The organism is Paracoccus sp. SSK6 (assembly GCF_039770665.1).
In the GTDB taxonomy this organism is placed as follows: Bacteria; Pseudomonadota; Alphaproteobacteria; order Rhodobacterales; family Rhodobacteraceae; genus Paracoccus.
Window position 1 is genome coordinate 90,711 of record NZ_JBDPNJ010000002.1, and the last position, 20,178, is coordinate 110,888.

19 protein-coding genes are annotated in these 20,178 nt (G+C 67.4%); 10 read left to right on the forward strand and 9 right to left on the reverse strand.

Features of this window, described 5'->3' with window-relative positions; translation table 11 throughout:
• Positions 1 to 17: 17 nt before the first annotated feature.
• The 5 genes from AAIL68_RS02210 to AAIL68_RS02230 all read right to left on the reverse strand — a co-directional run bounded on the left by AAIL68_RS02210 (position 18) and on the right by AAIL68_RS02230 (position 5,457).
• Positions 18 to 1,232, reverse strand: a complete 1,215-nt coding sequence (locus AAIL68_RS02210) for a cytochrome P450 (protein ID WP_347137864.1) — start codon at positions 1,230 to 1,232, stop codon at positions 18 to 20.
• A complete protein-coding gene (locus AAIL68_RS02215) occupies positions 1,229 to 1,747 on the reverse strand; it encodes a DUF3035 domain-containing protein (protein ID WP_347137865.1) in 519 nt (172 codons plus the stop codon). Before AAIL68_RS02215 ends, AAIL68_RS02210 begins: the two co-directional genes overlap by 4 nt.
• Before the next feature lie 29 nt (positions 1,748 to 1,776).
• The gene (gene lspA / locus AAIL68_RS02220; RefSeq protein ID WP_347137866.1) at positions 1,777 to 2,451 is read right to left on the reverse strand and encodes a signal peptidase II; all 675 of its coding nucleotides are present in this window, start codon (positions 2,449 to 2,451) and stop codon (positions 1,777 to 1,779) included.
• Entirely contained in the window at positions 2,451 to 4,040 is a 1,590-nt protein-coding gene (gene purH / locus AAIL68_RS02225) for a bifunctional phosphoribosylaminoimidazolecarboxamide formyltransferase/IMP cyclohydrolase (protein ID WP_347137867.1), read from the reverse strand. The genes lspA and purH overlap by 1 nt, the downstream gene beginning before the upstream one ends.
• Before the next feature lie 184 nt (positions 4,041 to 4,224).
• The gene (locus tag AAIL68_RS02230; protein WP_347137868.1) at positions 4,225 to 5,457 is read right to left on the reverse strand and encodes a transcription antitermination factor NusB; all 1,233 of its coding nucleotides are present in this window, start codon (positions 5,455 to 5,457) and stop codon (positions 4,225 to 4,227) included.
• Between the two features lie 90 nt (positions 5,458 to 5,547).
• Here AAIL68_RS02230 and AAIL68_RS02235 point away from each other — a divergent pair, with 90 nt between their 5' ends.
• The 8 genes from AAIL68_RS02235 to AAIL68_RS02270 all read left to right on the forward strand — a co-directional run bounded on the left by AAIL68_RS02235 (position 5,548) and on the right by AAIL68_RS02270 (position 13,755).
• Positions 5,548 to 5,724, forward strand: a complete 177-nt coding sequence (locus AAIL68_RS02235) for a DUF1674 domain-containing protein (RefSeq protein ID WP_347137869.1) — start codon at positions 5,548 to 5,550, stop codon at positions 5,722 to 5,724.
• Positions 5,725 to 7,059 (forward strand): amidase family protein, encoded by a 1,335-nt coding sequence (locus tag AAIL68_RS02240; RefSeq protein ID WP_347137870.1) that lies wholly within the window; start codon positions 5,725 to 5,727, stop codon positions 7,057 to 7,059. It abuts the gene before it with no gap.
• A gap of 177 nt (positions 7,060 to 7,236) precedes the next feature.
• Complete coding sequence (locus AAIL68_RS02245) at positions 7,237 to 8,445, forward strand: aminotransferase class I/II-fold pyridoxal phosphate-dependent enzyme (protein WP_347137871.1); 1,209 nt, start codon at positions 7,237 to 7,239, stop codon at positions 8,443 to 8,445.
• A 6-nt stretch (positions 8,446 to 8,451) separates the two neighbouring features.
• Complete coding sequence (locus AAIL68_RS02250) at positions 8,452 to 11,031, forward strand: DNA translocase FtsK 4TM domain-containing protein (RefSeq protein ID WP_347137872.1); 2,580 nt, start codon at positions 8,452 to 8,454, stop codon at positions 11,029 to 11,031.
• 259 nt (positions 11,032 to 11,290) lie between these two features.
• A complete protein-coding gene (gene trxA / locus AAIL68_RS02255; protein ID WP_347138035.1) occupies positions 11,291 to 12,199 on the forward strand; it encodes a thioredoxin in 909 nt (302 codons plus the stop codon).
• 4 nt (positions 12,200 to 12,203) lie between these two features.
• Entirely contained in the window at positions 12,204 to 12,830 is a 627-nt protein-coding gene (locus AAIL68_RS02260; protein WP_347137873.1) for an LON peptidase substrate-binding domain-containing protein, read from the forward strand.
• Positions 12,827 to 13,021: a Trm112 family protein gene (locus tag AAIL68_RS02265; protein ID WP_347137874.1), complete on the forward strand. Its 195-nt coding sequence runs from the start codon at positions 12,827 to 12,829 to the stop codon at positions 13,019 to 13,021. The genes AAIL68_RS02260 and AAIL68_RS02265 overlap by 4 nt, the downstream gene beginning before the upstream one ends.
• 2 nt (positions 13,022 to 13,023) lie before the next feature.
• Positions 13,024 to 13,755, forward strand: a complete 732-nt coding sequence (locus tag AAIL68_RS02270; RefSeq protein ID WP_347137875.1) for a rhomboid family intramembrane serine protease — start codon at positions 13,024 to 13,026, stop codon at positions 13,753 to 13,755.
• Here the strand turns inward: AAIL68_RS02270 and AAIL68_RS02275 are convergent.
• Entirely contained in the window at positions 13,744 to 14,415 is a 672-nt protein-coding gene (locus AAIL68_RS02275; protein WP_347137876.1) for a DUF2268 domain-containing putative Zn-dependent protease, read from the reverse strand. The genes AAIL68_RS02270 and AAIL68_RS02275 overlap by 12 nt on opposite strands.
• A 125-nt stretch (positions 14,416 to 14,540) precedes the next feature.
• On the reverse strand, positions 14,541 to 15,326 hold the full coding sequence (locus tag AAIL68_RS02280; RefSeq protein ID WP_347137877.1) for an exodeoxyribonuclease III: 786 nt from the start codon (positions 15,324 to 15,326) through the stop codon (positions 14,541 to 14,543).
• Positions 15,327 to 15,477: 151 nt separating this feature from the next.
• On the opposite strand from AAIL68_RS02280, the gene AAIL68_RS02285 reads away from it, so the two are divergent.
• Both AAIL68_RS02285 and AAIL68_RS02290 read left to right on the forward strand, forming a co-directional pair.
• Positions 15,478 to 16,794, forward strand: a complete 1,317-nt coding sequence (locus AAIL68_RS02285) for an MFS transporter (protein WP_347137878.1) — start codon at positions 15,478 to 15,480, stop codon at positions 16,792 to 16,794.
• 52 nt (positions 16,795 to 16,846) lie between these two features.
• Positions 16,847 to 17,821 carry a glutathione S-transferase family protein gene (locus tag AAIL68_RS02290; protein WP_347137879.1) on the forward strand — a complete coding sequence of 325 codons (975 nt, stop codon included), beginning with the start codon at positions 16,847 to 16,849 and terminating at the stop codon, positions 17,819 to 17,821.
• Between the two features lie 344 nt (positions 17,822 to 18,165).
• On the opposite strand, the gene AAIL68_RS02295 is transcribed toward AAIL68_RS02290, so the two are convergent.
• Both AAIL68_RS02295 and AAIL68_RS02300 read right to left on the reverse strand, forming a co-directional pair.
• On the reverse strand, positions 18,166 to 19,077 hold the full coding sequence (locus AAIL68_RS02295) for a GNAT family N-acetyltransferase (protein ID WP_347138036.1): 912 nt from the start codon (positions 19,075 to 19,077) through the stop codon (positions 18,166 to 18,168).
• 294 nt (positions 19,078 to 19,371) lie between these two features.
• Positions 19,372 to 20,058 (reverse strand): response regulator transcription factor, encoded by a 687-nt coding sequence (locus AAIL68_RS02300; RefSeq protein ID WP_347137880.1) that lies wholly within the window; start codon positions 20,056 to 20,058, stop codon positions 19,372 to 19,374.
• Between the last annotated feature and the right edge of the window lie 120 nt (positions 20,059 to 20,178).

Sequence of the window (20,178 nt, forward strand, 5' to 3'; positions counted from 1 at the left end):
GCGCAACCTGTCACACGCTAATGTGTCGCGACGGTGATGGGCAGGGCAGTAGGCCCATGGGCCTGAAGCCCGGTCTTCCAGGCGGTCGGGCCTGCCATGTCGATGCTGCGGGTGCGGGCCAGAAGCCGGGTGAACAGGATTTCCATGTTCAGCCGCGCCAGATTGTTGCCCAGGCAGACATGCGGCCCCGCGCCGAAGGCCAGGTGCAGGTTGGGCTTGCGCGCCACATCGAAGCGGTCGGGATCCGGGAAGGCATCCGGGTCGCGGTTGGTGCTGGCGTAAAGCAGGCCGAACTTCGTTCCCTTCGGCCAGTCCTGCCCGCAGACCGTCATGTCCTCGCTGGCGTAGCGGTGGAAAAAGATCAGCGGCGGGGCAAAGCGGAACATTTCCTGGACGGCCGTTGGCATCAGGGCGGGCTCGGTGCGCAGCCGCGCCATCTGGTCCGGGTGCGTCAGCAGCGCATGCAATCCGCTGCCCATCACGTCGATGGTCGAACCATGCCCCGCGTGCAGGATCTGCATGATGGTCGCGATTAGCTCGTCATGGCTCAGCAGGCCCGCATTCTCGGCCCCGATCATCGCGGACATCAGGTCGTCGCGAGGACGGGCCTTGCGGGCGGCATGGAGGTCTTGCAGCGCGTCGTGGAACAGGACCACCGACTGTTCGGCCTGCGCCTTGCGCTCGGCCGTGCGGCGGCTCACGTCGAAATAGCTGACGGTGTCCTCGGACCACTGCGTCATCTGCGGGGCAAGCGCGGGGTCGGTGCCGATCAGGTGGCCGATGACCTGCCCCGGCAGAGGCGCGGCCAGATCCGCGATGAAGTCGAAGCGGCCCTGCGGGATCAGCCGGTCCAGCGCGGCATCGACCCATTCGGTGACAAAGCCGCGCAGGCTTTCCAGCCGGGTCTTTGTAAAGAACGGAAACACCGCGCGGCGCAACCGGTCATGGTCCAGCCCGTCCAGTTCCAGCATCGAGGTCTGCACGAAGCGTTCGTGGAACGGCATGTCGTGGAAATTCTCGGCCACCTGCATCCTGCGCTGTTCTTGCGGGCCGAAAAGCGCCGTGTCCCGCACCATCCGCCGATCCGAGGCGATGGCGCGCACGTCGTGAAACCGGGAGGCAAGGCGAAAGCCGTTCCACAAGGGCAGACCCGGCATGGCCCGCAGCCGCGCATAGGCAGGCCAGGGGTTTTCGCCGAAACCGGGCTGCGCGGGGTCGAAATCCGCAGTCATTCCTCGACAGGCGCGGGCGAGGTCTGGGTGATCGCCCCCGCGCGCTGCCACCGCTGCTGCTCGGTCTGCGAATCAAGCGCCAGCGGGCGGTAGGCGCGCTGATAGACCGAGGTGCCGAACAGCGCCTCCAGCGGGCGGCGCTTGTTGCGAGACCGCCAGTCGGCGTCAGACTGCGCCAGCTTTTCGCGGATCGCCGGGTCGCTGCCGCGCCGGGCGGCATGGGCCACAAGCGCCCCGTCGGATGCGGCGATGCCCTGGTCCGCCAGCCGCGCCGGGTTGCCGCCAAGGGCCGCCACCGCATCGGCATTCGGGTTCGGGTCGGTGATGTTGGCCCCGCCCGGCGTGGGGGCGGGCAGCAGTGCCAGGTCGGGCGGCATGGACAGTGGCCGGGTCGGCAGGATGGCGAATTCGTCCGGGCTGTTCTGGCCGGTCTCGATATTCATCAACTGGTTGCTGCCGCAGGCCGAAAGCCCCATGACGGCCGCTGCCGCGATGCCCCTGACGAAAGCCTGCATGTCCTGCCCCTTGCCTTGTTGCGCCCGTTCTAGCCGGATTTGCCCGCGCCGTCACGGGTGTTGTCGCGGGTCTTGTCAGGGGCGGTGTCGGCGGGCCGGGAACGCGGCTTGCGGGCGGGCTTTTCCGGTTCCTTCTTCTGCGGCACCAGGACCAGCCCGATGGCACCCGCGAAGATGGCGATGTCGGCCACGTTGAAGCTGTAGGGGTTCTGCCAGCCGGGCAGCGACATGTTCAGGAAATCCGCCACCGCGCCGTAAAGCAGCCGGTCGATCACGTTGCCAAGCGCGCCGCCGATCAGCAGCCCCGCCGCGAAGCGGGCGAAACGCCCCGCATTGCTGCGCCAGATCCAGATCCAGACCCAGGCCACGATGGCGATTGCCACCGTGATCAGGATCCATTTCGTGACATCGGTGTCGGACGCCATCAGCCCGAAGTTCACCCCCTGGTTCCAGGCCATGCGCAGGTTCAGCCAGGGCGGCAGAACGTCGATTTCCCGCACGCGGTCCAGTTGCAGGACATGGACCACCCAGTATTTCAGCACTTGGTCCAGCAGGAAGACCAGCCCCGCCACCCAGGCCACCAGCCGCATGTTCGTGCGGGCCGGAGGTGCAGGCTTTTTCGGCGAGCGCGGCCGACGCGCCTTGGGCGCCGGATGCTGGGCCGGTGCCGGGGGCGGCTGGTCCAGGGGCAGTTCGTGCTGCATCAGTGCCGGAAGTGCCGCTGGCCGGTGAAGACCATCGCCAGGCCAAGGCGGTTGGCCGCCGTGATCACCTCGTCATCGCGCATCGATCCGCCGGGCTGGATGACGGCGCGGGCGCCGGCTTCCGCTAGGGCCTCGATCCCGTCGGCGAAGGGGAAGAAGGCGTCGGATGCCACTACCGCGCCGATGGTCAGGGGTTGGGCAAGGCCCAGAGCCTCGGCCATGTCCTCGGACTTGCGGCGGCCGATGCGGGTGCTGTCCACGCGGCTCATCTGGCCCGCGCCGATGCCGACGGTCGCCAGGTCGCGGGCATAGACGATGGCGTTGGACTTGACGTGCTTGGCGACGGTCCAGGCGAACAGCATGTCGCGCAGTTCCGCGTCATCGGGCTGGCGCTCGCTGACGACCTTCAGGTCCGAAAGACCCACATGGCCGTTGTCGCGCCCCTGGACCAGGAAGCCGCCCGCAACCTGGCGGAAGGACAGCCCGGCGGCTTGCGGATCGGGAAGGCCGCCGGTGGTCAGCAGGCGCAGGTTCTTCTTGGCGGCGAAGATGCGCTTGGCGTCCTCATCCGCGTCGGGCGCGATCACCACTTCGGTGAAGATCTTGGCGATCTCCTCGGCGGTCGGGCCGTCCAGCGTCTGGTTCAGCGCAATGATGCCCCCAAAGGCCGAGGTTCGGTCGCAGTCGAAGGCCCGCTTGTAGGCATCCAGCGCAGAATCGCCACGTGCCACGCCGCAGGGGTTGGCGTGCTTGATGATCGCGCAGGCCGGGCCCTGGGCGGGATCGAATTCCGCGACCAGTTCAAAGGCTGCGTCGGTGTCGTTGATGTTGTTGTAGGACAGTTCCTTGCCCTGCCACTGCTTCGCGGTAGCGACGCCCGGGCGGTTTTCCCCCGTGACATAGAAGGCCGCCTGCTGGTGCGGGTTCTCGCCATAGCGCAGGGGTTGCGCCAGCGTGCCCGCGAAGGCGCGGCGGCGGGGCGTTTCCTCGCCAATGGCGTCCGTAAGCCAGGTGCTGACGGCGGCGTCATAGGCGGCGGTGCGGGCATAAGCGATCTGCGCCTGGCGCTGGCGGAAGGCCAGCGTTGTGCGATCGTCGTTGGCGTCCAGTTCGGCCAGCAGGGCGTCGTAGTCCTGCACATCGACGATCACGGTGACGAAGCCGTGGTTCTTGGCCGCAGCCCGGATCATCGCCGGGCCGCCGATGTCGATGTTCTCGATGCAGTCGTCATAGGACGCGCCCTTGGCGACGGTTTCCTCGAAGGGATAAAGGTTCACGACCAGCAGGTCGATGGGGCCGATGCCATGGGCCTCCATCGCGGCCAGGTGTTCGGCGTTGTCGCGCAGGGCCAAAAGGCCGCCATGGACCGCCGGGTGCAGCGTCTTGACGCGGCCGTCCATCATCTCGGGGAAGCCCGTCACATCGGCCACGTCCACCACCGTCAGCCCCGCATCGCGCAGCGATTTCGCGCTGCCGCCGGTGGACAGGATCTCGATCCCCCGCGCGTCCAGCTTGCGGGCGAAGTCGATCAGCCCGGTCTTGTCGGAAACGGAGATCAGCGCGCGTCTGATCGGCACGGGATGGGACATGAGGGCCTCGCATCTGGTTTGCGGTCGCTTAGCGTCATGCGGGCCAAAGGTCCAGTGTTGCCGCCGGGGGCGCTTCGCTCCCCGCTCGGGCCTGCCGGCCCCTTCTCCTCTGAATAAGGTCCACTGGACCTTTTTCCGGGCGCTTCGAAGCCCCCACAGGATATTTATGGCCCGCAGCAGGAGATCAGTGGGCCTTGCGAAGCCGCGCCATGAAGAAGCCGTCCATGCCGCCCTTGTCCGGCCAAAAGTCGGGACGCGTGCGCAACCCGCCTTCGGGGGTGATCCAGGACGGATCGGCGCCGGGCAGGGCTGGTTCTTCGACCGTCAGACCCGGATGGCGGGCGAGGGCTGCGGCGATCTGCGCCTCGCCTTCGTCGGGCAGCAGCGAGCAGACGGCATAGACCATCCGCCCGCCCGGCGGCAGCAGCGACAGGGCATGGTCGATCAGCCGCGACTGCAGGTCGATCAGCGCGGGGATCCCCGAGCCGTCGCGCAGGAAGGGCAGGTCGGGGTGGCGGCGGATCGTGCCGGTGGCCGAACAAGGCGCGTCCAGCAGGATCGCGTCCAGCGGCGCGTCGGGGCGCCAGTCAAGCGCGTCTGCTGCGACCAGATCTGCAGAAAGGCCGCAGCGGCGCAGGTTCTCGGCCACGCGCTTGAGGCGCGCGGGGTTGATGTCCACCGCCGTGACCTGCGCCCCTGCGGCGGCCAGTTGCAGGGTCTTGCCGCCCGGCGCGGCGCAAAGGTCGGCGATTCGCTCGCCCGGCTGGGGGTCCAGCAGGCGGGCGGGCAGGGCGGCGGCGGCGTCCTGCACCCACCAGTCGCCTTCCGCGAAGCCCGGCAGGGCCGAGACCTGCACGGGCCCATGGAGGCGCAGGGATCCGGTCGGCAGCGGCTCCGCGCCCTCGACCGACACCCCCGGCTTGGGGGACAGGTCCAGGGGGGCTGCGGCCTGATGCGCGGCCTCGATGGCTTGGGCCGCCTCCTCGCCATAGGCGGCGGCGACGGGTTCGCGCAGCCAGGCGGGCATCGGCTGCGGGGGCAGGTCGGCCCAGCCTTGATGCGCCGATACCTTGCGCAGCACGGCGTTCACCATGCCGGACGCCGCCTGTCCCTTCTGTCCAAGCCCGCGCGTCAGGCTGACCGCCGCATCCACGACGCCATGGGGGGCGCTGTCCAGCTCCAGCAGCTCGACGACTGCCAGCCGCAGGATGTCGGCGACCTGCGGGCTGGGCTTGCGGCTGACATAGCCCGCGATCACCGCATCGGCGCGGGCGTTGTGACGCAGCACGGCACCGGCAAGGCGCCCGGCGCGGGCCTGGTCGGCGGACGACAACGCCTTCAGTGCGCCTGCTTGGTCCGACAGGGACAGCCCGTCGCGCACGCCCGCCAGCAGCCGAAGCGCGCCGGAACGCGCCATATCCAAGCCCCGCTTTGCCAAATCGCTTTCCTTTGCCTAAATCCACTGAAAGACTGCCGTGACCCTTACGTTCATTCGGGGACTGTTGCCATGACCGATCGTGCTGATTTGCCGCCCGCCGCCCAACGTGCCTTGGCCGAGGCCGCCGAACGCCGCAAGGCCGCTGCCGCCGCGCAGCCCCTGCCCAAGGAATATGGTGGCCGCGACGGGCCCGAACCCGTCCGCTATGGCGATTACGAAAAGAACGGCATCGCGGTGGATTTCTGAATGGATTGGCTGCGCGCGCCGGCGGCCCAGCAGGGCCGTGCGATCATGGCCGGGCTTCTGGATCCCATCGACCAGACCGAGGCCTATCTGGCTGCCATCAAGGCCCATCCCCACGCCGCCCGCATCTATGCCCGCGTGACCGATGCCCGCGCCCGTTCGGAAACCATCGCCGCCCATGACCGCGCCAAGCTGGAACAGCGGCGCGGGCTGCTGGACGGCGTGGCGATCAGCTGGAAGGACAATATCGACAGCGGCGGCACCGTGACCGAGGCGGGATCCAGGCTGCTGGAAGGCCGCGTGCCCCGCAAGGACGCCATCGTGCTGGCCCGCGCGTCCCGGCAGGGGACGATCTGCCTGGGCAAGACCCACATGACGGAGCTGGCCTTTTCCGGGCTGGGGCTGAACCCGAACACCGCGACGCCGCCAAACGCGCTGGATCCCGATCTGGCGCCCGGCGGATCGTCCTCGGGCGCGGCCGTGTCGGTGGCGCTGGGGCTGGCGGCGGCGGCGATCGGGTCGGACACGGGCGGCTCGATCCGGGTGCCCGCCGCCTGGAACGACCTCGTGGGCTTCAAGCCCAGACATGATTCGCTGCCCGAAAAGGGCGTCGTGCCCCTGTGCCGCAAGTTCGACATCACCGGCCCCATCGCCCGCACGGTCGAGGATTGCGCCGAACTGTTCGCGCTGATGGCGGGCACAAGGCCCGCCGACCTGACCGGGGCTTCCGTCGCCGGGCGCCGCCTGATGGTGCTGGATGGCGTTCCCTTCGACGGAGCCGAGGAAGGCCCGGTTGCGGCTTTCGAGGATGCGGTGGACCGGCTGGCCCGTGCGGGCGCGCAGATCGACCGCCTGTCCAGCGACTGGGTGGCGAAGGCCATGCCGCTGTCGGCTGCCCTGTTCGCGCCCGAGGCCTATGGCATCTGGCGCGCCCAGATCGAGGATGCGCCGGAATTGATGTGGAAGCCGATCCTGGATCGCTTTCGCGGCGGGGCCGATGTCAGCGCGCCCGATTACGTCGCCGCCTGGGAAAGCCTGGTGCGGATCCGGCGCAAGTGGATCAAGGAGGTGGCGTCCCGCCATGACGCGATCCTGCTGCCCACCGTGCCGATCCTGCCGCCCAACACCGCGCGCCTGATGGCGGACGAAGGCGAGTTCGTGCGCGCCAACCTGCTGACCCTGCGCAACACGCGCATCGGCAACCTGCTGGACCTGCCGGCCTGCACCCTGCCGACCGGCCACCCCGCCTGCGGGATTTCGGTCATGGGCCATGCGGGACGGGACACGCATCTGCTGTATCTTGCGGCGGGGGTCGAGGCAGCCCTGGCCGTGGGCTAGGGTGGCGGGCAGGGGGCGCTCGCGCCCCCTCTTGGCCTGCGGCCAATTCACCCCCCGAGGATACTTGGCGCACAGAAGATGAGGCGCGCGGTTGCTGGCTTTCGCTGGACGCAAGGGCGCGGTCACGCTAATGTTTCCAGTGATAAACGGGGCCGCAGACCCCGAAAGCGAGGCAGAATGGCGATCCCCGAGCGGTTCTCGAACCTGCCGGACTATGCGTTTCCGCGTTTGCGGGCGCTGCTGTCCGGCATCCAGCCGGGCCTGAAAGACGGCGAATCCCCGACGGTCCTGACCATCGGAGAGCCGCGCCATGCCATGCCGGATTTCGTGGCCGAAGTGATGGCCCGGAATATCGGGGGATTCGCCAGGTATCCATCGAACGAGGGCACGCCGGGGCTTTTGTCGGCGGTCAGCGGCTGGCTGGGGACGCGCTATGGCCTGGACGTGGCGCCGGATCGGATCATGGCGCTGAACGGCACGCGCGAGGGGCTGTTCAACGCGGCCCTGGCGCTGTGTCCCGAACGCAAGAACGGCGGGCGTCCGGCGATTCTGGTCCCGAATCCCTTCTACCAGGTCTATGCCGTGGCCGCCGCCGCCGTGCAGGCCGAGCCGGTCTTCGTGCCCGCCACGCCGGAAACCGGCAACCTGCCCGACTATGCCGCGCTGCCGCCCGCCGTTCTGGACCGCACGGCCATCGCCTATCTGTGTTCGCCCGCCAATCCGCAGGGGGCGATTGCCGACCGCGATTACCTGGAACACCTGATCGCCCTGGCGGACCGGCACGATTTCCTGGTCTTCGCCGACGAATGCTATTCCGAGATCTGGCGCGATGCGCCCCCGCCCGGCGCCCTGGCGGTGGCGACCGACATGGGGCTGGCGGACCGGGTGGTGATCTTCAACTCGCTGTCGAAACGCTCGAACCTGCCGGGGCTGCGGTCTGGCTTCGTCGCGGGCAGCGCCGCGAATATCGCCCAGATCCGCCGGTTGCGGGCCTATGCCGGGGCGCCCTTGTCGCCGCCCGCCCAGGCCGTCAGCGAAGCCGCCTGGCGGGACGAGGCGCATGTGGCGGCCAGCCGCGCGCTGTACCAGCAGAAATACGCCATCGCCGACCGGGTGCTGGGCAATGTGCCGGGATACCGGCCCATTCCCGGCGGCTTCTTCCTGTGGCTGCCGGTGACGGATGGCGAGGAGGCGGCGAAGACCCTGTGGGCGCAGGCGGGGATCCAGGTGCTGCCGGGGGCCTATCTGTCCCGCGAGGTCGATGGCCACAATCCCGGCAAGGGCTTCATCCGGGTGGCTCTGGTGGCCGATGCGGCGGAAACGGAACCGGCGCTGCAGCGCCTGCGCGCGGTGCTGTATGATGGAACGAAGGACGGGAAGGGCTAGGGGACGATGGCAAGCTGGCAGGCAAAACACCGCGATCCGCTTTTCGACCAGTCCACCCAAGCGGCGCTGGAACGGCGCGGCAAGGAATTGCTGGGCGCGCTCCTGATCGTTGTCGGCATCGTGGTCGCGATGGTCCTGGGAAGCTGGTCAGCCGAGGATCCCAGCTTCCTGTCGGCCACCGACGAGCCTGCGCAGAACGCCCTTGGCAGCTTCGGGGCCTATGTCGCCTCGCCCCTGATGATGATCACGGGTTACGGGTCGTGGATGCTGGTCATCGCGGCCTTTGTCTGGGGCCTGCGCTTCATGCTGCACCGGGGCGAGGAGCGCGTTATGCGCGGGCTGTTCACCCCCATCGCGGTGGCGCTTGCATCCGTTTACTGCAGCACGCTGGTGCCGGGGGCCGAATGGGAACAGACCTATGGCCTGGGCGGACATTTCGGCGACATGGTCATGGGGGCGATCCTGAACCTGCTGCCGATGAAGGCCCAGATCGGCATCCGCTTGGCCGGGCTGATCGTGGCCCTGGGAACGCTGGCCATGACCGCCTTTGTCCTGGGATACGAGCGGGCGGAGCTGCGCGTCTTCTGGCGGCGCTTCGTGATCGGGCTGCTGACGGCCCTTGATCTGGCGACGGTCGCCGTAGGGAAGGGCGCCGCCGCCTCGGCCGGGTTGAAGGACCGCATCGCGGCCCGGCGCGGCAAGGCCGATGCCGAACCCGCGCCGCGCGCGCCGGTCGTGGCCCGGCGCAAGCCCGCGGTCCCGGCCTTCGAGCTTGAGGAAGAACTGCCCGAACCCGAACTGATCGAACGCGACGCCGATTACGACGGCGACGCGCCCTCGGCCGAGGAGGTCAGCGGCCGCATCAGCGACGCGATCCGCACGCGGTCGGGCAAGCCCTCGGTCCTGGCGACGGTGACGGCGCGGCTGACGCGAGAAGGCCGGGCCGACCCGGCCCCCATCGATCCCGCCATTGGCGCGGAAACGCAGCGCACATCCGCTCCGGTGGTGAAAAAGCCCGTCCCGGCGCGTCCGGCGCAGGCGGAGGCCGGGCCGGACCTGGCCTTCGACGATGTCCTGAGCGCCTATGAACGCCCGCCGCTGGATCTGCTGACGGCGCCCTCGGCCAGCGACCAGGCGCAGATTTCCGAGGAAGTCCTGATGGACAACGCCCGGATGCTGGAAGCGGTGCTGGATGATTACGGCGTCAAGGGCCAGATCACCGAGGTCCGGCCGGGCCCGGTCGTCACGCTGTACGAACTGGAACCCGCGCCGGGGCTGAAGGCATCCCGTGTGATCGGCCTGTCCGACGACATCGCACGGTCCATGTCGGCCCTGTCGGCGCGCGTCAGCACCGTGCCGGGCCGCACCGTGATCGGGATCGAACTGCCGAACGCCCGGCGCGAAAAGGTGCTGCTGCGCGAAATCCTGGCAAGCCGCGCCTTTGGCGACGGCACCCAGCCGCTGCCCCTGGCGCTTGGCAAGGACATCGGCGGCGATCCGGTCGTGGCGAACCTGGCCAAGATGCCCCACCTGCTGATCGCGGGGACCACCGGGTCCGGGAAATCCGTCGCGATCAACACCATGATCCTGTCGCTGCTGTATAAACTGACGCCGGACGAATGCCGGCTGATCATGATCGACCCCAAGATGCTGGAACTGTCGGTTTATGACGGCATCCCGCATCTGCTGTCCCCCGTCGTCACCGATCCCAAGAAGGCCGTTGTCGCGCTGAAATGGGTCGTCGGAGAGATGGAGGAGCGTTACCGAAAGATGTCCAAGATGGGCGTGCGCAACATCGAGGGCTACAACACCCGCGTCCGCGAGGCGCTGTCCAAGGGCGAGATGTTCAAGCGCACCGTCCAGACCGGCTTTGACGAGGACACTGGCGAGCCGGTCTTCGAGACCGAGGAGTTCAAGCCCGAGACCTTCCCCTATATCGTCGTCATCGTGGACGAGATGGCCGACCTGATGATGGTCGCGGGGAAGGAGATCGAGGCCTGCATCCAGCGACTGGCGCAGATGGCCCGCGCATCCGGTATCCACCTGATCATGGCGACGCAGCGCCCCTCCGTCGATGTCATCACCGGCACGATCAAGGCGAACTTCCCGACCCGGATCAGCTTCCAGGTCACGTCCAAGATCGACTCGCGCACCATCCTGGGCGAGCAGGGGGCCGAGCAACTGCTGGGCCAGGGCGACATGCTCTACATGGGCAACGGCGCCCGCATCACCCGCATCCACGGCCCCTTCTGCAGCGACGAGGAGGTCGAGGAGGTCGTGACGCATCTGAAATCATTCGGCCCGCCGTCCTACAAGTCGGGCGTGGTCGAGGGCCCCGAGGACGAGGTGGCATCCGACATCGACGCCGTGCTGGGCCTGGGCGGCGATGGGGGGGACGATGCGCTTTATGACCAGGCGGTGATGATCGTCGCCAAGGACCGCAAGTGTTCGACCAGCTATATCCAGCGCAAGCTTGCCATCGGCTATAACAAGGCTGCCCGCCTGGTCGAGCAGATGGAGGAGCAGGGGGTGGTCAGCGCGGCCAACCACGTCGGCAAGCGCGAGGTGCTGGTGCCGGAGGTGTGAGGGGGCCTGGTTGCCGGATGAAGTCGGTGTTCCCCCGGAGCGCCACTGCTCTGCCCCGGCGCTTTCTGCAGGCCCTTCCGTTCCCCGATCCGGCCCCTGCGGCTGGTCATCCTCACGCGACTGACCGCATGACCTTCAGGGGCCTGCCGGTCTGAACCCTGCGGCCTTGGCCCCTGGAAACAACCCTTCCCCTTGGGCCCGCCAAACCCCATATTGCCACCAACCGTTCAGACCCGAACCATCTGGGGAACCCATGACCATGCTTTTCGACGGCGCGACCGACGCCCCCAAACCCGCCGATTTCATCAAGGACGTGACGGAAGCCACCTTCATGGCCAACGTCGTGCAGGCCTCGATGCAGGTGCCCGTAATCGTGGATTTCTGGGCGCCCTGGTGTGGGCCCTGCAAGACCTTGGGGCCCCAGCTCGAGGCCGAGGTCGCCCGCCACAAGGGCCGCGTGCGCATGGCCAAGGTCAATGTGGACGAAAACCAGATGATCGCCGCGCAGCTGCGCGTGCAGTCGATCCCGACTGTCTATGCCTTCTTCCAGGGCCAGCCGGTCGATGCCTTCCAGGGCGCCATCCCGCAAAGCCAGATCAAGCAGTTCGTGGACAAGCTGGCCGCGCTGTCGGGCGATGACGGCGGTCTGGCCGATGCGCTTGCCGCCGCCGAGCAGATGCTGGAGGAGGGCGCCTTCGCGGATGCCGCCGAAACCTTCGCCGCCATCGCCGCCGAGGATCCGGCCAGCAATGACGCCTGGGCGGGCGTGGTCCGCGCCCATCTGGCGGCGGGCGACGCGGACGCCGCGCAGGCAGCCCTTGACGAAATCCCCGCCCCCGCCGCGACAAGCGCCCCGGTGGAGGCCGCGCGCGCCCAGTTGCACCTGGCCCGCCAGGCCGCGAAGGCCGGGCCGCTGGACGCCCTGCAGACGCGTGTGGACGCCGATCCCACTGACCAGCAGGCGCGGCTGGAATACGCCCAGGCGCTGCACGCCGCGGGTCGGGTCGAGGAAGCCATCGACATCCTTCTGGACAGCTTCCGCCGCGACCGCGACTGGAACGAGGGCGCTGCCAAGGCGCAACTGCTGACGATCTTCGACAGCCTCAAGCCCAATGATCCCTTGGCGCAAAAGGGCCGCCGCCGCCTGTCGTCGCTGATCTTCGCCTGAGCCCATGCTGTTCCGCTTCGATCTGCCCGCGCGCATCGCCCTGTTCCCCCTGACGGGGGCGGTGCTGATGCCGCGCGCGCGGATCCCGCTGCATGTGTTCGAGCCGCGATACCTGCAGATGCTGGACGACACGCTGAAAACCGACCACCGCCTGATCGGCCTGATCCAGCCCGAGGGCGAGGGATTGGCGGCCATCGGCTGCGCAGGCCGCGTGGTGGCGTTTTCGGAAACCGACGACGGGCGGCAGATGATCTCTCTGCGCGCGATCTCGCGGTTCCGGCTGGTCGAGGCGCAGGAAGGCTTCACCCCCTATCTGATGGGAGAGGTAGACTGGTCCTCCTTCGCCCGCGACATGAAGGGCCCCGAGGAAGACCCGGCCATGGACCGCGCCGCGCTGTTTCCCCTGCTGCGCCGCTACATGGAGGCGCATGACCTGTCCACCGACTGGGACGCCGCGTCCGAGGCCCAGGACGAGGCGCTGATCAATTCGCTGTCCATGGTCCTGCCTTTCTCGCCCGGCGACAGGCAGGCGCTGCTGGAAAGCCCGACCCTGACGGACCGGCGCGAATTGCTGCAAGGGCTGATCGAATTCGCCCTGCATGGCGGCGACAACGAGGAACGACTGCAATGAGCCACCCTGAAAACGCCGCCTTCGACCGCCACATGCTGGAAGCCTTGGTCTGCCCCGTGACCCATGCGGTGCTGTCCTATGACGCCGCACGGCAGGAACTGGTGTCCCGCGCCGCCGGGCTGGCCTTCCCGATCCGCGCCGGGATCCCCATCATGCTGGTGGGCGAGGCCCGCCAGATCAAGGCGGACTGAGGGTGGCGGGCCCTGGTCCCTTCGCCCTGCGCCGCGGCACTCACCGCCCTGCCTTGCCCCGCTGGGTGCTGGCGGTCATCGCGCTGTGCTGCCTGATCGAGGCGGTGCTGACGCTCTGCGATCTGGCGGGCCTGCGGTTCACCGTCTATGTCGCGCAACGGGAGGGTTTCCTGCCCTATTTCACGTCTCAGCGGCTGGGCATCCCGGTCCGGCAGGTCGTGAACGGGCTGTTCGGCTTCTGGTCGGAACAGGTCCATGCCTGGCGCGGCCTTTATCCCGGCCAGCCTGCCCTGATGTTCCTGACCTATGGCTTCCTGCATGGCGGCCTGCTGCACCTGGGCATGAACATGCTGTCGCTCGCAGCCCTTGCGCGCGAGCTGGGGCAGATAATCGGGGCCATGCGCATGGCGGCGGTTTACCTGGTCAGCCAGGTGGCGGCGGCCTTGATGTTCGCGCTGATGGCGCCGACGGCCGGACCCATGGTCGGGGCCTCGGGCGCGATCTTCGGGCTGGCGGGTGCGCTGATCGGCTTTGCCGCCGTGACCGGCTGGCGCCGCCGCCGTCCCTTGGGGCAGTTGTGGCGCGGCGTTGCGATGATGGTGGTGCTGAACGTCGCCCTGACGGTCCTGATGCCGTCGATCGCTTGGGAGGCGCATCTGGGCGGCACCCTGGCCGGTCTGGTCATGGGTGCCTGGATGGCCCTGGGCCGCAGCCCCCGCCCGTCAACCCTCTGACGGCGCCGGATCCGGTTCGGCCTGACCTTCGGCGGCCGCGATCCGCCGCAGGGCCTGGCGGAACGGCTCGGCCGGGGCAGTGGCCAGCGAAGCCGCCGAACCGCCGGGGCTTTGGGCCAGATGCTCGGCGATCAGCCGATGGCCCAGGCTGTTGCCCGTTCCCCTGCGCAGGTCGCCCTTGCCCCCGAACCAGCGGGGATGGTCGTAATCGCGCCGCGCCCATTCGTTCATGGCCAGCCGCGTGGCTCCCTGCGCAGGCCTGACGGTGTCGATGGCATCCGGCGGCCCGCCCATCACCTGCAGCACGAAATGCCCGGCAAGCCCCTCGCTGACCAGGGCCTCGCCCAGCGATCTGCCATAGCCCGGCCCCTCCCAGCGGACCAGATGCGCGATCTGGCGGACCAGGGCGCGGGTGAGATGGGCGGGATCGAAGCGGTCCGGCGTCAGCGCGATCTCGATCACGCCGGGCGCGGGGGCCTGGCCCTGCACGGCCCCGTCGGCAGAGCGGTCGGATTGCGCGCGAAGGACCAGGTCGAAATCCGGCAGGTCGGCATGATCCGATGCCCGCGCCACCGCCTCGCGGCCGGCCTGCCGGATTTCGGACAGGACAGGCGTCAGGTCATGGCGCGCATTCAGAAGATGGATGTTCCAGATGGTCATGGGACGGATATAGCCGGTCGCAGGGAAGCGTGCCAGCGGGGCGCAGATCCGGCGCCTTCGGCAGGGCATCTTCCCATCCGGGCCTGCCCGCTCCTCCTCCGGGCGCTTCCCTTCAGGCCAAGGCGTTACAGGTCGAAGCTTGCCAGCACCGGCACATGGTCGCTGGGCTGCTCCCACCCCCGGCAGGGGCGCAGGACGCGGCTGGCATGGCCGGCATTGGCGATATCAGTGGTGGCCCAGATATGGTCCAGACGGCGACCCTTGTCGGCGGTGTGCCAGTCCTTGGCGCGATAGCTCCACCAGGAATAAAGCAGGCCGGACGGGATGTCCTGGCGCGTCACGTCCACCCATTTGCCCGCGTCCTGCGCGGCCAGCAGGTGATCGACCTCGACGGGCGTGTGGCTGACGATCTTCAGCATCTGCTTGTGCGACCAGACGTCGTCCTCGCGCGGGGCGATGTTCAGGTCGCCCACCAGGATCGACTTTTTCGGGTTGTCGGCGTGGAACACATCGCGCATCTCGGCCACGAAATCCAGCTTCTGGCCGAACTTCTCGTTCACCGTGCGGTCGGGAACGTCACCGCCCGCGGGCACGTACATGTTGTGGATCGTCACGCCGTTTTCCAGCCGCGCCGCGACATGGCGGGCATGGCCGAGACTGGCATAGTCGCGGTCGCCCGCATCCTCCAGCGGCAGGCGCGACAGGATCGCCACGCCGTTATAGCCCTTCTGCCCGCGCGCCACGATATGGGTGTAGCCAAGCGCCCGGAACTGGTCGAGCGGGATCTTCTCGACCGGCGACTTGCATTCCTGCAGGCACAGCACGTCCGGGGCTTCCTCGCGCAGGAAGCGGGCGACCAACCCCTCGCGCAGGCGGACCGAGTTGATGTTCCAGGTGGCGATGGTGAACATGGGCAGTCTCCTTTGGCGGGCGGACCCTAGCGGGCCGGCTTGCGAAAGTCGAGTTGACGCAAGGGAAGGAAAATTTCCTGAAACATCAATCGCTGCTTGGTGATCGGGGAAACTGCCGCTAAGCAATGCCCGGCAAGCCAAGGGAGGCACTATGCAGTTGACGGTGGACGAGGCATTGGCGCGCGGCGGGGCCGGGCGGTTCCAGTGGCGGTTACTCGGGATCTTCGGGCTGGTCTGGGCGGCGGACGCCATGCAGGTGATCGCCGTGGGCTTTGCCGCGCCCTCGGTCGCCGCCACCTTCGGGGTCGAGCGCGTGACCGCCTTCCAGATCGGCACGGTGTTCTTTGCGGGCATGTTCCTGGGCGCCTTCGCCTTTGGCCGGATCGCCGACCGGATCGGGCGCCGCAACATCCTGGTGCTGACGGTGGGGATGGATGCGATCTTCGGCCTCGCTTCGGTCTTTGCGCAGGACTTCACGCTGCTTCTGGTGCTGCGCTTCCTGACGGGCGTGGCCGTGGGCGGCACGCTGCCGGTGGATTATGCGATGATGGCCGAGTTCCTGCCGCCCCGGAACCGGGGCCGCTGGCTGGTCTGGCTGGAAGGCTTCTGGGCCATCGGCACCATCGTCGTGGCCCTGACCGTCTGGATCGCGGTCGCGCAGGGGGCGGTCGCGCCTTGGCGGTGGATCTTTGCGGTCGCGGCGGTCCCGGCGCTGATCGGCATCTTCCTGCGGCTGTGGGTGCCGGAATCGCCCATGTACCTGATCCGCAAGGGCGATAGGGCCGGGGCCAAGGCCGTGATCGACCGGGTGCTGGTCACGAACGGGATGCAGCCGCTGCCTGCCGATGCCCAACTGATCCCGGCGCCGGTGCCGACCGGGGCAGAGGCCTCGATCTTCTCGGACCTGCTCAGGGCGCGGACCATCGGTGTGCTGGCGGTGTGGTTCCTGGTCTCGCTGTCCTATTACGGCGTCTTCGTCTGGGTGCCGAACCAGCTTGCGACCGAGGGTTTCGGCTTCGTGAAAGGCTACGGCTTTCTGGTGTTCCTCGCTCTGGCGCAGGTGCCGGGTTATGCGCTTGCCGCCTGGGGGGTCGAGGCCCTGGGCCGCCGTGCCACGCTTCTGGGTTTCCTGCTGCTCAGCGCCGCAGGCTGCGCGCTGTTCACCGTGGCCAGCGGCACCGCCATGGTCGCGGGCGCGCTGATCCTAATGAGCTTTGCGCTGCTGGGCACCTGGGGGGCACTTTACGCCTTCACGCCCGAGCTTTACCCGACCCATCTGCGCGGCACCGGCATGGGCACCGCCAGCGCCATCGCGCGGCTGGGCGGGATCCTGGCGCCCAGCCTGCTGGCCTTCGTCTTTGCCAGGGGCTTCGGCTTCGCCATTGGCGTCTTTGCCGCGCTGCTGCTGCTGGGCGCCTTGGCGCTGCTGCTGGTGAAGACGGAAACGCGCGACCAGGCCATCGCCTGAAACTGGACGCCGCCGCCATCCGTTGGCCCATGATTCAGCAGGAGTGCGAGACATGGGCCAACTGGTCGAGGGCGTCTGGAAGGACGAATGGTATGACACGGATGCAAGCGGCGGCGAATTCGTCCGCGACACGGCGAAACACCGCAACTGGGTGACCGCCGACGGCAGCCCCGGCCCGACGGGCGAGGGCGGCTTCAGGGCGGAAAGCGGGCGATACCATCTGTATGTCTCCTATGCCTGTCCCTGGGCGCATCGGACGCTGATCTTCCGGGCGCTGAAGGGGCTGGCGGATCACATCGATGTCTCGGTCGTCCATCCCGACATGCTGTGGAACGGCTGGGAATTCCGCACCGATTTCGACGGCGCCACCGGCGACCAGCTGTTCGGCGAGCCTTACCTTTACAAGCTTTACCTGCGGGCCGATCCCAAGGCCTCGGGGCGGGTGACCGTGCCGGTGCTGTGGGACCGGGACACGAACCGGATCGTGTCCAACGAAAGCAGCGACATCATCCGCATGTTCAATTCCGCCTTCGACGGCATCACCGGCAACGGCGACGACTATTGGCCTGCGGATCTGCGCGAGGGTATCGGGCATCTGAACGACCGCATCTATGACACGGTGAACAACGGCGTCTACAAGGCGGGCTTCGCCACCAGCCAGGAGGCTTACGACAAGGCCGTCCATCCGCTGTTCGACAGCCTGGACTGGATCGAGGGGGTGCTGGCCCGGAACCGCTATCTGGCGGGCGAGCGGCTGACCGAGGCCGATTGGCGCCTGTTCACCACCATCGTCCGCTTTGACGCGGTTTATCACACCCATTTCAAATGCAACCGCCGCCGGATCGTCGATTATCCGAATCTGTGGGGATGGGCGCGCGAGTTGTACCAGATGCCCGGCGTGGCCGGGACGGTGCGGCCCGACCATTTCACGCGGCATTACTACTTCAGCCACGACATGGTGAACCCGCACCGGATCATCCCCATCGGCCCGGACGCGGACTGGACCGCGCCTCATGGCCGGGGATGAAAAGGGAAGCCCCGGCGCGGGAACGCCGGGGCATCAGAGGAGAGAGAGGGAGAGAGATGTGACCGCATCCGCCGGCCACTGGGCTTCGGACGGATAACTCATTCCCCGCACGGAAGGTTCCAGAAGCAGATCGACTGCGCCTATCCGGTCATTCGCAGCAAGCCTGACCGCCGGTAAGCCGACTTTTTTCCCGATCCCTGCCTGCGGTCCCATCCACCGCTTTCCCGTCTCGATCTCAGCCCCGGCCCTGGGCCTTCCATGGTCGCTTGCGGGGCAAGCCTTGCCGAGAATGGGACCGGCTATCCGGGGTGTCGTGGCGATTGACGTGTTTCCCATCAGGGCGGCTAAAGATGAAGATCGCCGAAGGACTCCGGCTGGTAGATCACCTTCTCGATCCGAATGCGGCGCGTGCGATCCCTGACCACCCAATCGATGGCGTCGCCTTCCTGATAGCCCAGGATCGCCGTGCCGACATCGGAAAGGACCGAAAGTTTCCCCGAACGTTCGTCGGCGTCTTGCGGATAGACCAGAGCCACTTCCCTTTGTTCGTCGTCCAGGTGCAGCACGACCCTGGAATTCATTGTCACGACATCGCCCGCGACCTCCCGAGGGTCAACGACGATGGCCCGCTCGATCTCGTGTTCAAGTTCGACGATTGCAGTTCCTTCTTCGAAATCTATCAGGCTTTGAAGCCGGGCTTTGTCCAGTTCTGTGACGTAAATCTCGGTGGAATCTGCCATTGCGCCGTCGCGCAGCAGTTCGAGATACCGGCCAGATGTCATGGACAGGGAATGGAGCGTCGGTGTCTCGCGTTCCAGACGAAAGCCGCAGCGCTCGAACCCCTTCATCGAGCGGGTGTTGTCGGGGTGAATCCTGGCGATGACGCTGTCGGCCCGCATGTCGAGGAAGGCAAGCTTCAAGCCTTCGCGGATGGTGCTTGCGCCAAGCCTGCGGCCCCAGTTGTCATGGTCGCCGATGACCAGGACTATTTCACAATCAGTGCCTGTCTTGACCAGGCGCACGAAGCCGACCGGCATGTCGTTCCGGTCGTAAACCATGAAGAAGCGGCCGCCCTGATTGAACAGATGTGTCAGGATCGGCATCTGGATCCGATCGACGGCCTGTGCGATGAACCGGGACACATTGCCTGAATCGCTCAGGTAGCGGGTCACGCGTTCATCTTCCAGCCAGTCCATCAGGATCTGTGCGTGCATCCGGGTGATTTCCGGGCGCAACGAAACAAAAGGCTTGTTCATCTTCGCCACCTTGGTCGCAAGAATGAAAGCCTGTCACGGCCGCCGCCGTGCTGGTTCTTTCGGGTCAGTGCTGAAAATCGGAAAGCGCCTCCTAGCAGGAGCCGTCCCCGAAGGCCAGCAAGGAAGCGATCCTGCACGCGTGCCGCACGCGCAGGAAATGGCGGCTGCCCGCGCCTGGGCAGGCAATCGACAGGGTTGGGCCCGTTGCAGTCGCAGCGGTGGCTTTGTCCCGCAAGGCGGACAGCAACAGGAAGGCCCGGCATGGCCGGGCCTTCGCCTGTGCCGCCCGGATGGTCAGACCACCAGCCGATAGCCTCCGGATTCGGTCACCAGCAGGCGCGCATTGCTAGGATCGGGTTCGATCTTCTGGCGCAGGCGATAGATGTGGGTTTCCAGCGTATGCGTCGTCACGCCCGCATTGTATCCCCAGACCTCGTGCAGCAGAACGTCGCGGGCGACCACCCCGTCCTGCGCGCGGTACAGGAACTTCAGGATGTTGGTTTCCTTCTCGGTCAGGCGGATCTTGCGGTCCTTGCCGTCGATCAGCATCTTCATCGCAGGCTTGAAGGTATAGGGCCCAAGCTGGAAGATCGCGTCCTCGGACTGTTCATGCGTGCGCAGCTGCGCGCGCAGGCGGGCCAGCAGGACCGGGAACTTGAAGGGCTTGGTGATATAGTCGTTGGCGCCCGCGTCCAGACCCAGGATCGTGTCGGCATCGGTGTCATGGCCGGTCAGCATGACGATGGGGCATTTCACGTTCAGCTTGCGCAGCTTCTTGCACAATTCGCGCCCGTCGGTATCGGGCAGGCCCACGTCCAGGATCACCAGGTCGAAGATCGCGCCCTTGGCGGCATCCACGGCGGCGGCGCCGGTGCCCGCCTCGGTCACGTCGAAGTCGTCGGTGGCGATCAGCTGTTCGGCCAAGGCCTCGCGCAGGTCTTCCTCGTCATCGACCAGCAGGATCTTTTTCAGTCCGGGCATGTTGCCTCCCATCGCTTGTTGCGCGAGTAGGTGGGCAAGGCGCGCGGTTCCGTCCAGCATCATGTCGGAAATCTCACATGGAGTTGTCGGGAAAGGCGCTTATGTTTCAGATTGTTTCAT

What these genes read in the sequence shown, in the direction of transcription:
- AAIL68_RS02285 (WP_347137878.1), top strand. Translation starts at nt 15,478, where the DNA reads ATGCAGTTGACGGTGGACGAGGCATTGGCGCGCGGCGGGGCCGGGCGG.
- AAIL68_RS02215 (WP_347137865.1), bottom strand. Translation starts at nt 1,747, where the DNA reads ATGCAGGCTTTCGTCAGGGGCATCGCGGCAGCGGCCGTCATGGGGCTT.
- AAIL68_RS02265 (WP_347137874.1), top strand. Translation starts at nt 12,827, where the DNA reads ATGAGCCACCCTGAAAACGCCGCCTTCGACCGCCACATGCTGGAAGCC.
- AAIL68_RS02245 (WP_347137871.1), top strand. Translation starts at nt 7,237, where the DNA reads ATGGCGATCCCCGAGCGGTTCTCGAACCTGCCGGACTATGCGTTTCCG.
- AAIL68_RS02240 (WP_347137870.1), top strand. Translation starts at nt 5,725, where the DNA reads ATGGATTGGCTGCGCGCGCCGGCGGCCCAGCAGGGCCGTGCGATCATG.
- AAIL68_RS02235 (WP_347137869.1), top strand. Translation starts at nt 5,548, where the DNA reads ATGACCGATCGTGCTGATTTGCCGCCCGCCGCCCAACGTGCCTTGGCC.
- lspA (WP_347137866.1), bottom strand. Translation starts at nt 2,451, where the DNA reads ATGCAGCACGAACTGCCCCTGGACCAGCCGCCCCCGGCACCGGCCCAG.
- AAIL68_RS02290 (WP_347137879.1), top strand. Translation starts at nt 16,847, where the DNA reads ATGGGCCAACTGGTCGAGGGCGTCTGGAAGGACGAATGGTATGACACG.
- AAIL68_RS02210 (WP_347137864.1), bottom strand. Translation starts at nt 1,232, where the DNA reads ATGACTGCGGATTTCGACCCCGCGCAGCCCGGTTTCGGCGAAAACCCC.
- AAIL68_RS02300 (WP_347137880.1), bottom strand. Translation starts at nt 20,058, where the DNA reads ATGCCCGGACTGAAAAAGATCCTGCTGGTCGATGACGAGGAAGACCTG.
- AAIL68_RS02250 (WP_347137872.1), top strand. Translation starts at nt 8,452, where the DNA reads ATGGCAAGCTGGCAGGCAAAACACCGCGATCCGCTTTTCGACCAGTCC.
- AAIL68_RS02230 (WP_347137868.1), bottom strand. Translation starts at nt 5,457, where the DNA reads ATGGCGCGTTCCGGCGCGCTTCGGCTGCTGGCGGGCGTGCGCGACGGG.
- purH (WP_347137867.1), bottom strand. Translation starts at nt 4,040, where the DNA reads ATGTCCCATCCCGTGCCGATCAGACGCGCGCTGATCTCCGTTTCCGAC.
- AAIL68_RS02260 (WP_347137873.1), top strand. Translation starts at nt 12,204, where the DNA reads ATGCTGTTCCGCTTCGATCTGCCCGCGCGCATCGCCCTGTTCCCCCTG.
- AAIL68_RS02295 (WP_347138036.1), bottom strand. Translation starts at nt 19,077, where the DNA reads ATGAACAAGCCTTTTGTTTCGTTGCGCCCGGAAATCACCCGGATGCAC.
- AAIL68_RS02275 (WP_347137876.1), bottom strand. Translation starts at nt 14,415, where the DNA reads ATGACCATCTGGAACATCCATCTTCTGAATGCGCGCCATGACCTGACG.
- AAIL68_RS02280 (WP_347137877.1), bottom strand. Translation starts at nt 15,326, where the DNA reads ATGTTCACCATCGCCACCTGGAACATCAACTCGGTCCGCCTGCGCGAG.
- trxA (WP_347138035.1), top strand. Translation starts at nt 11,291, where the DNA reads ATGCTTTTCGACGGCGCGACCGACGCCCCCAAACCCGCCGATTTCATC.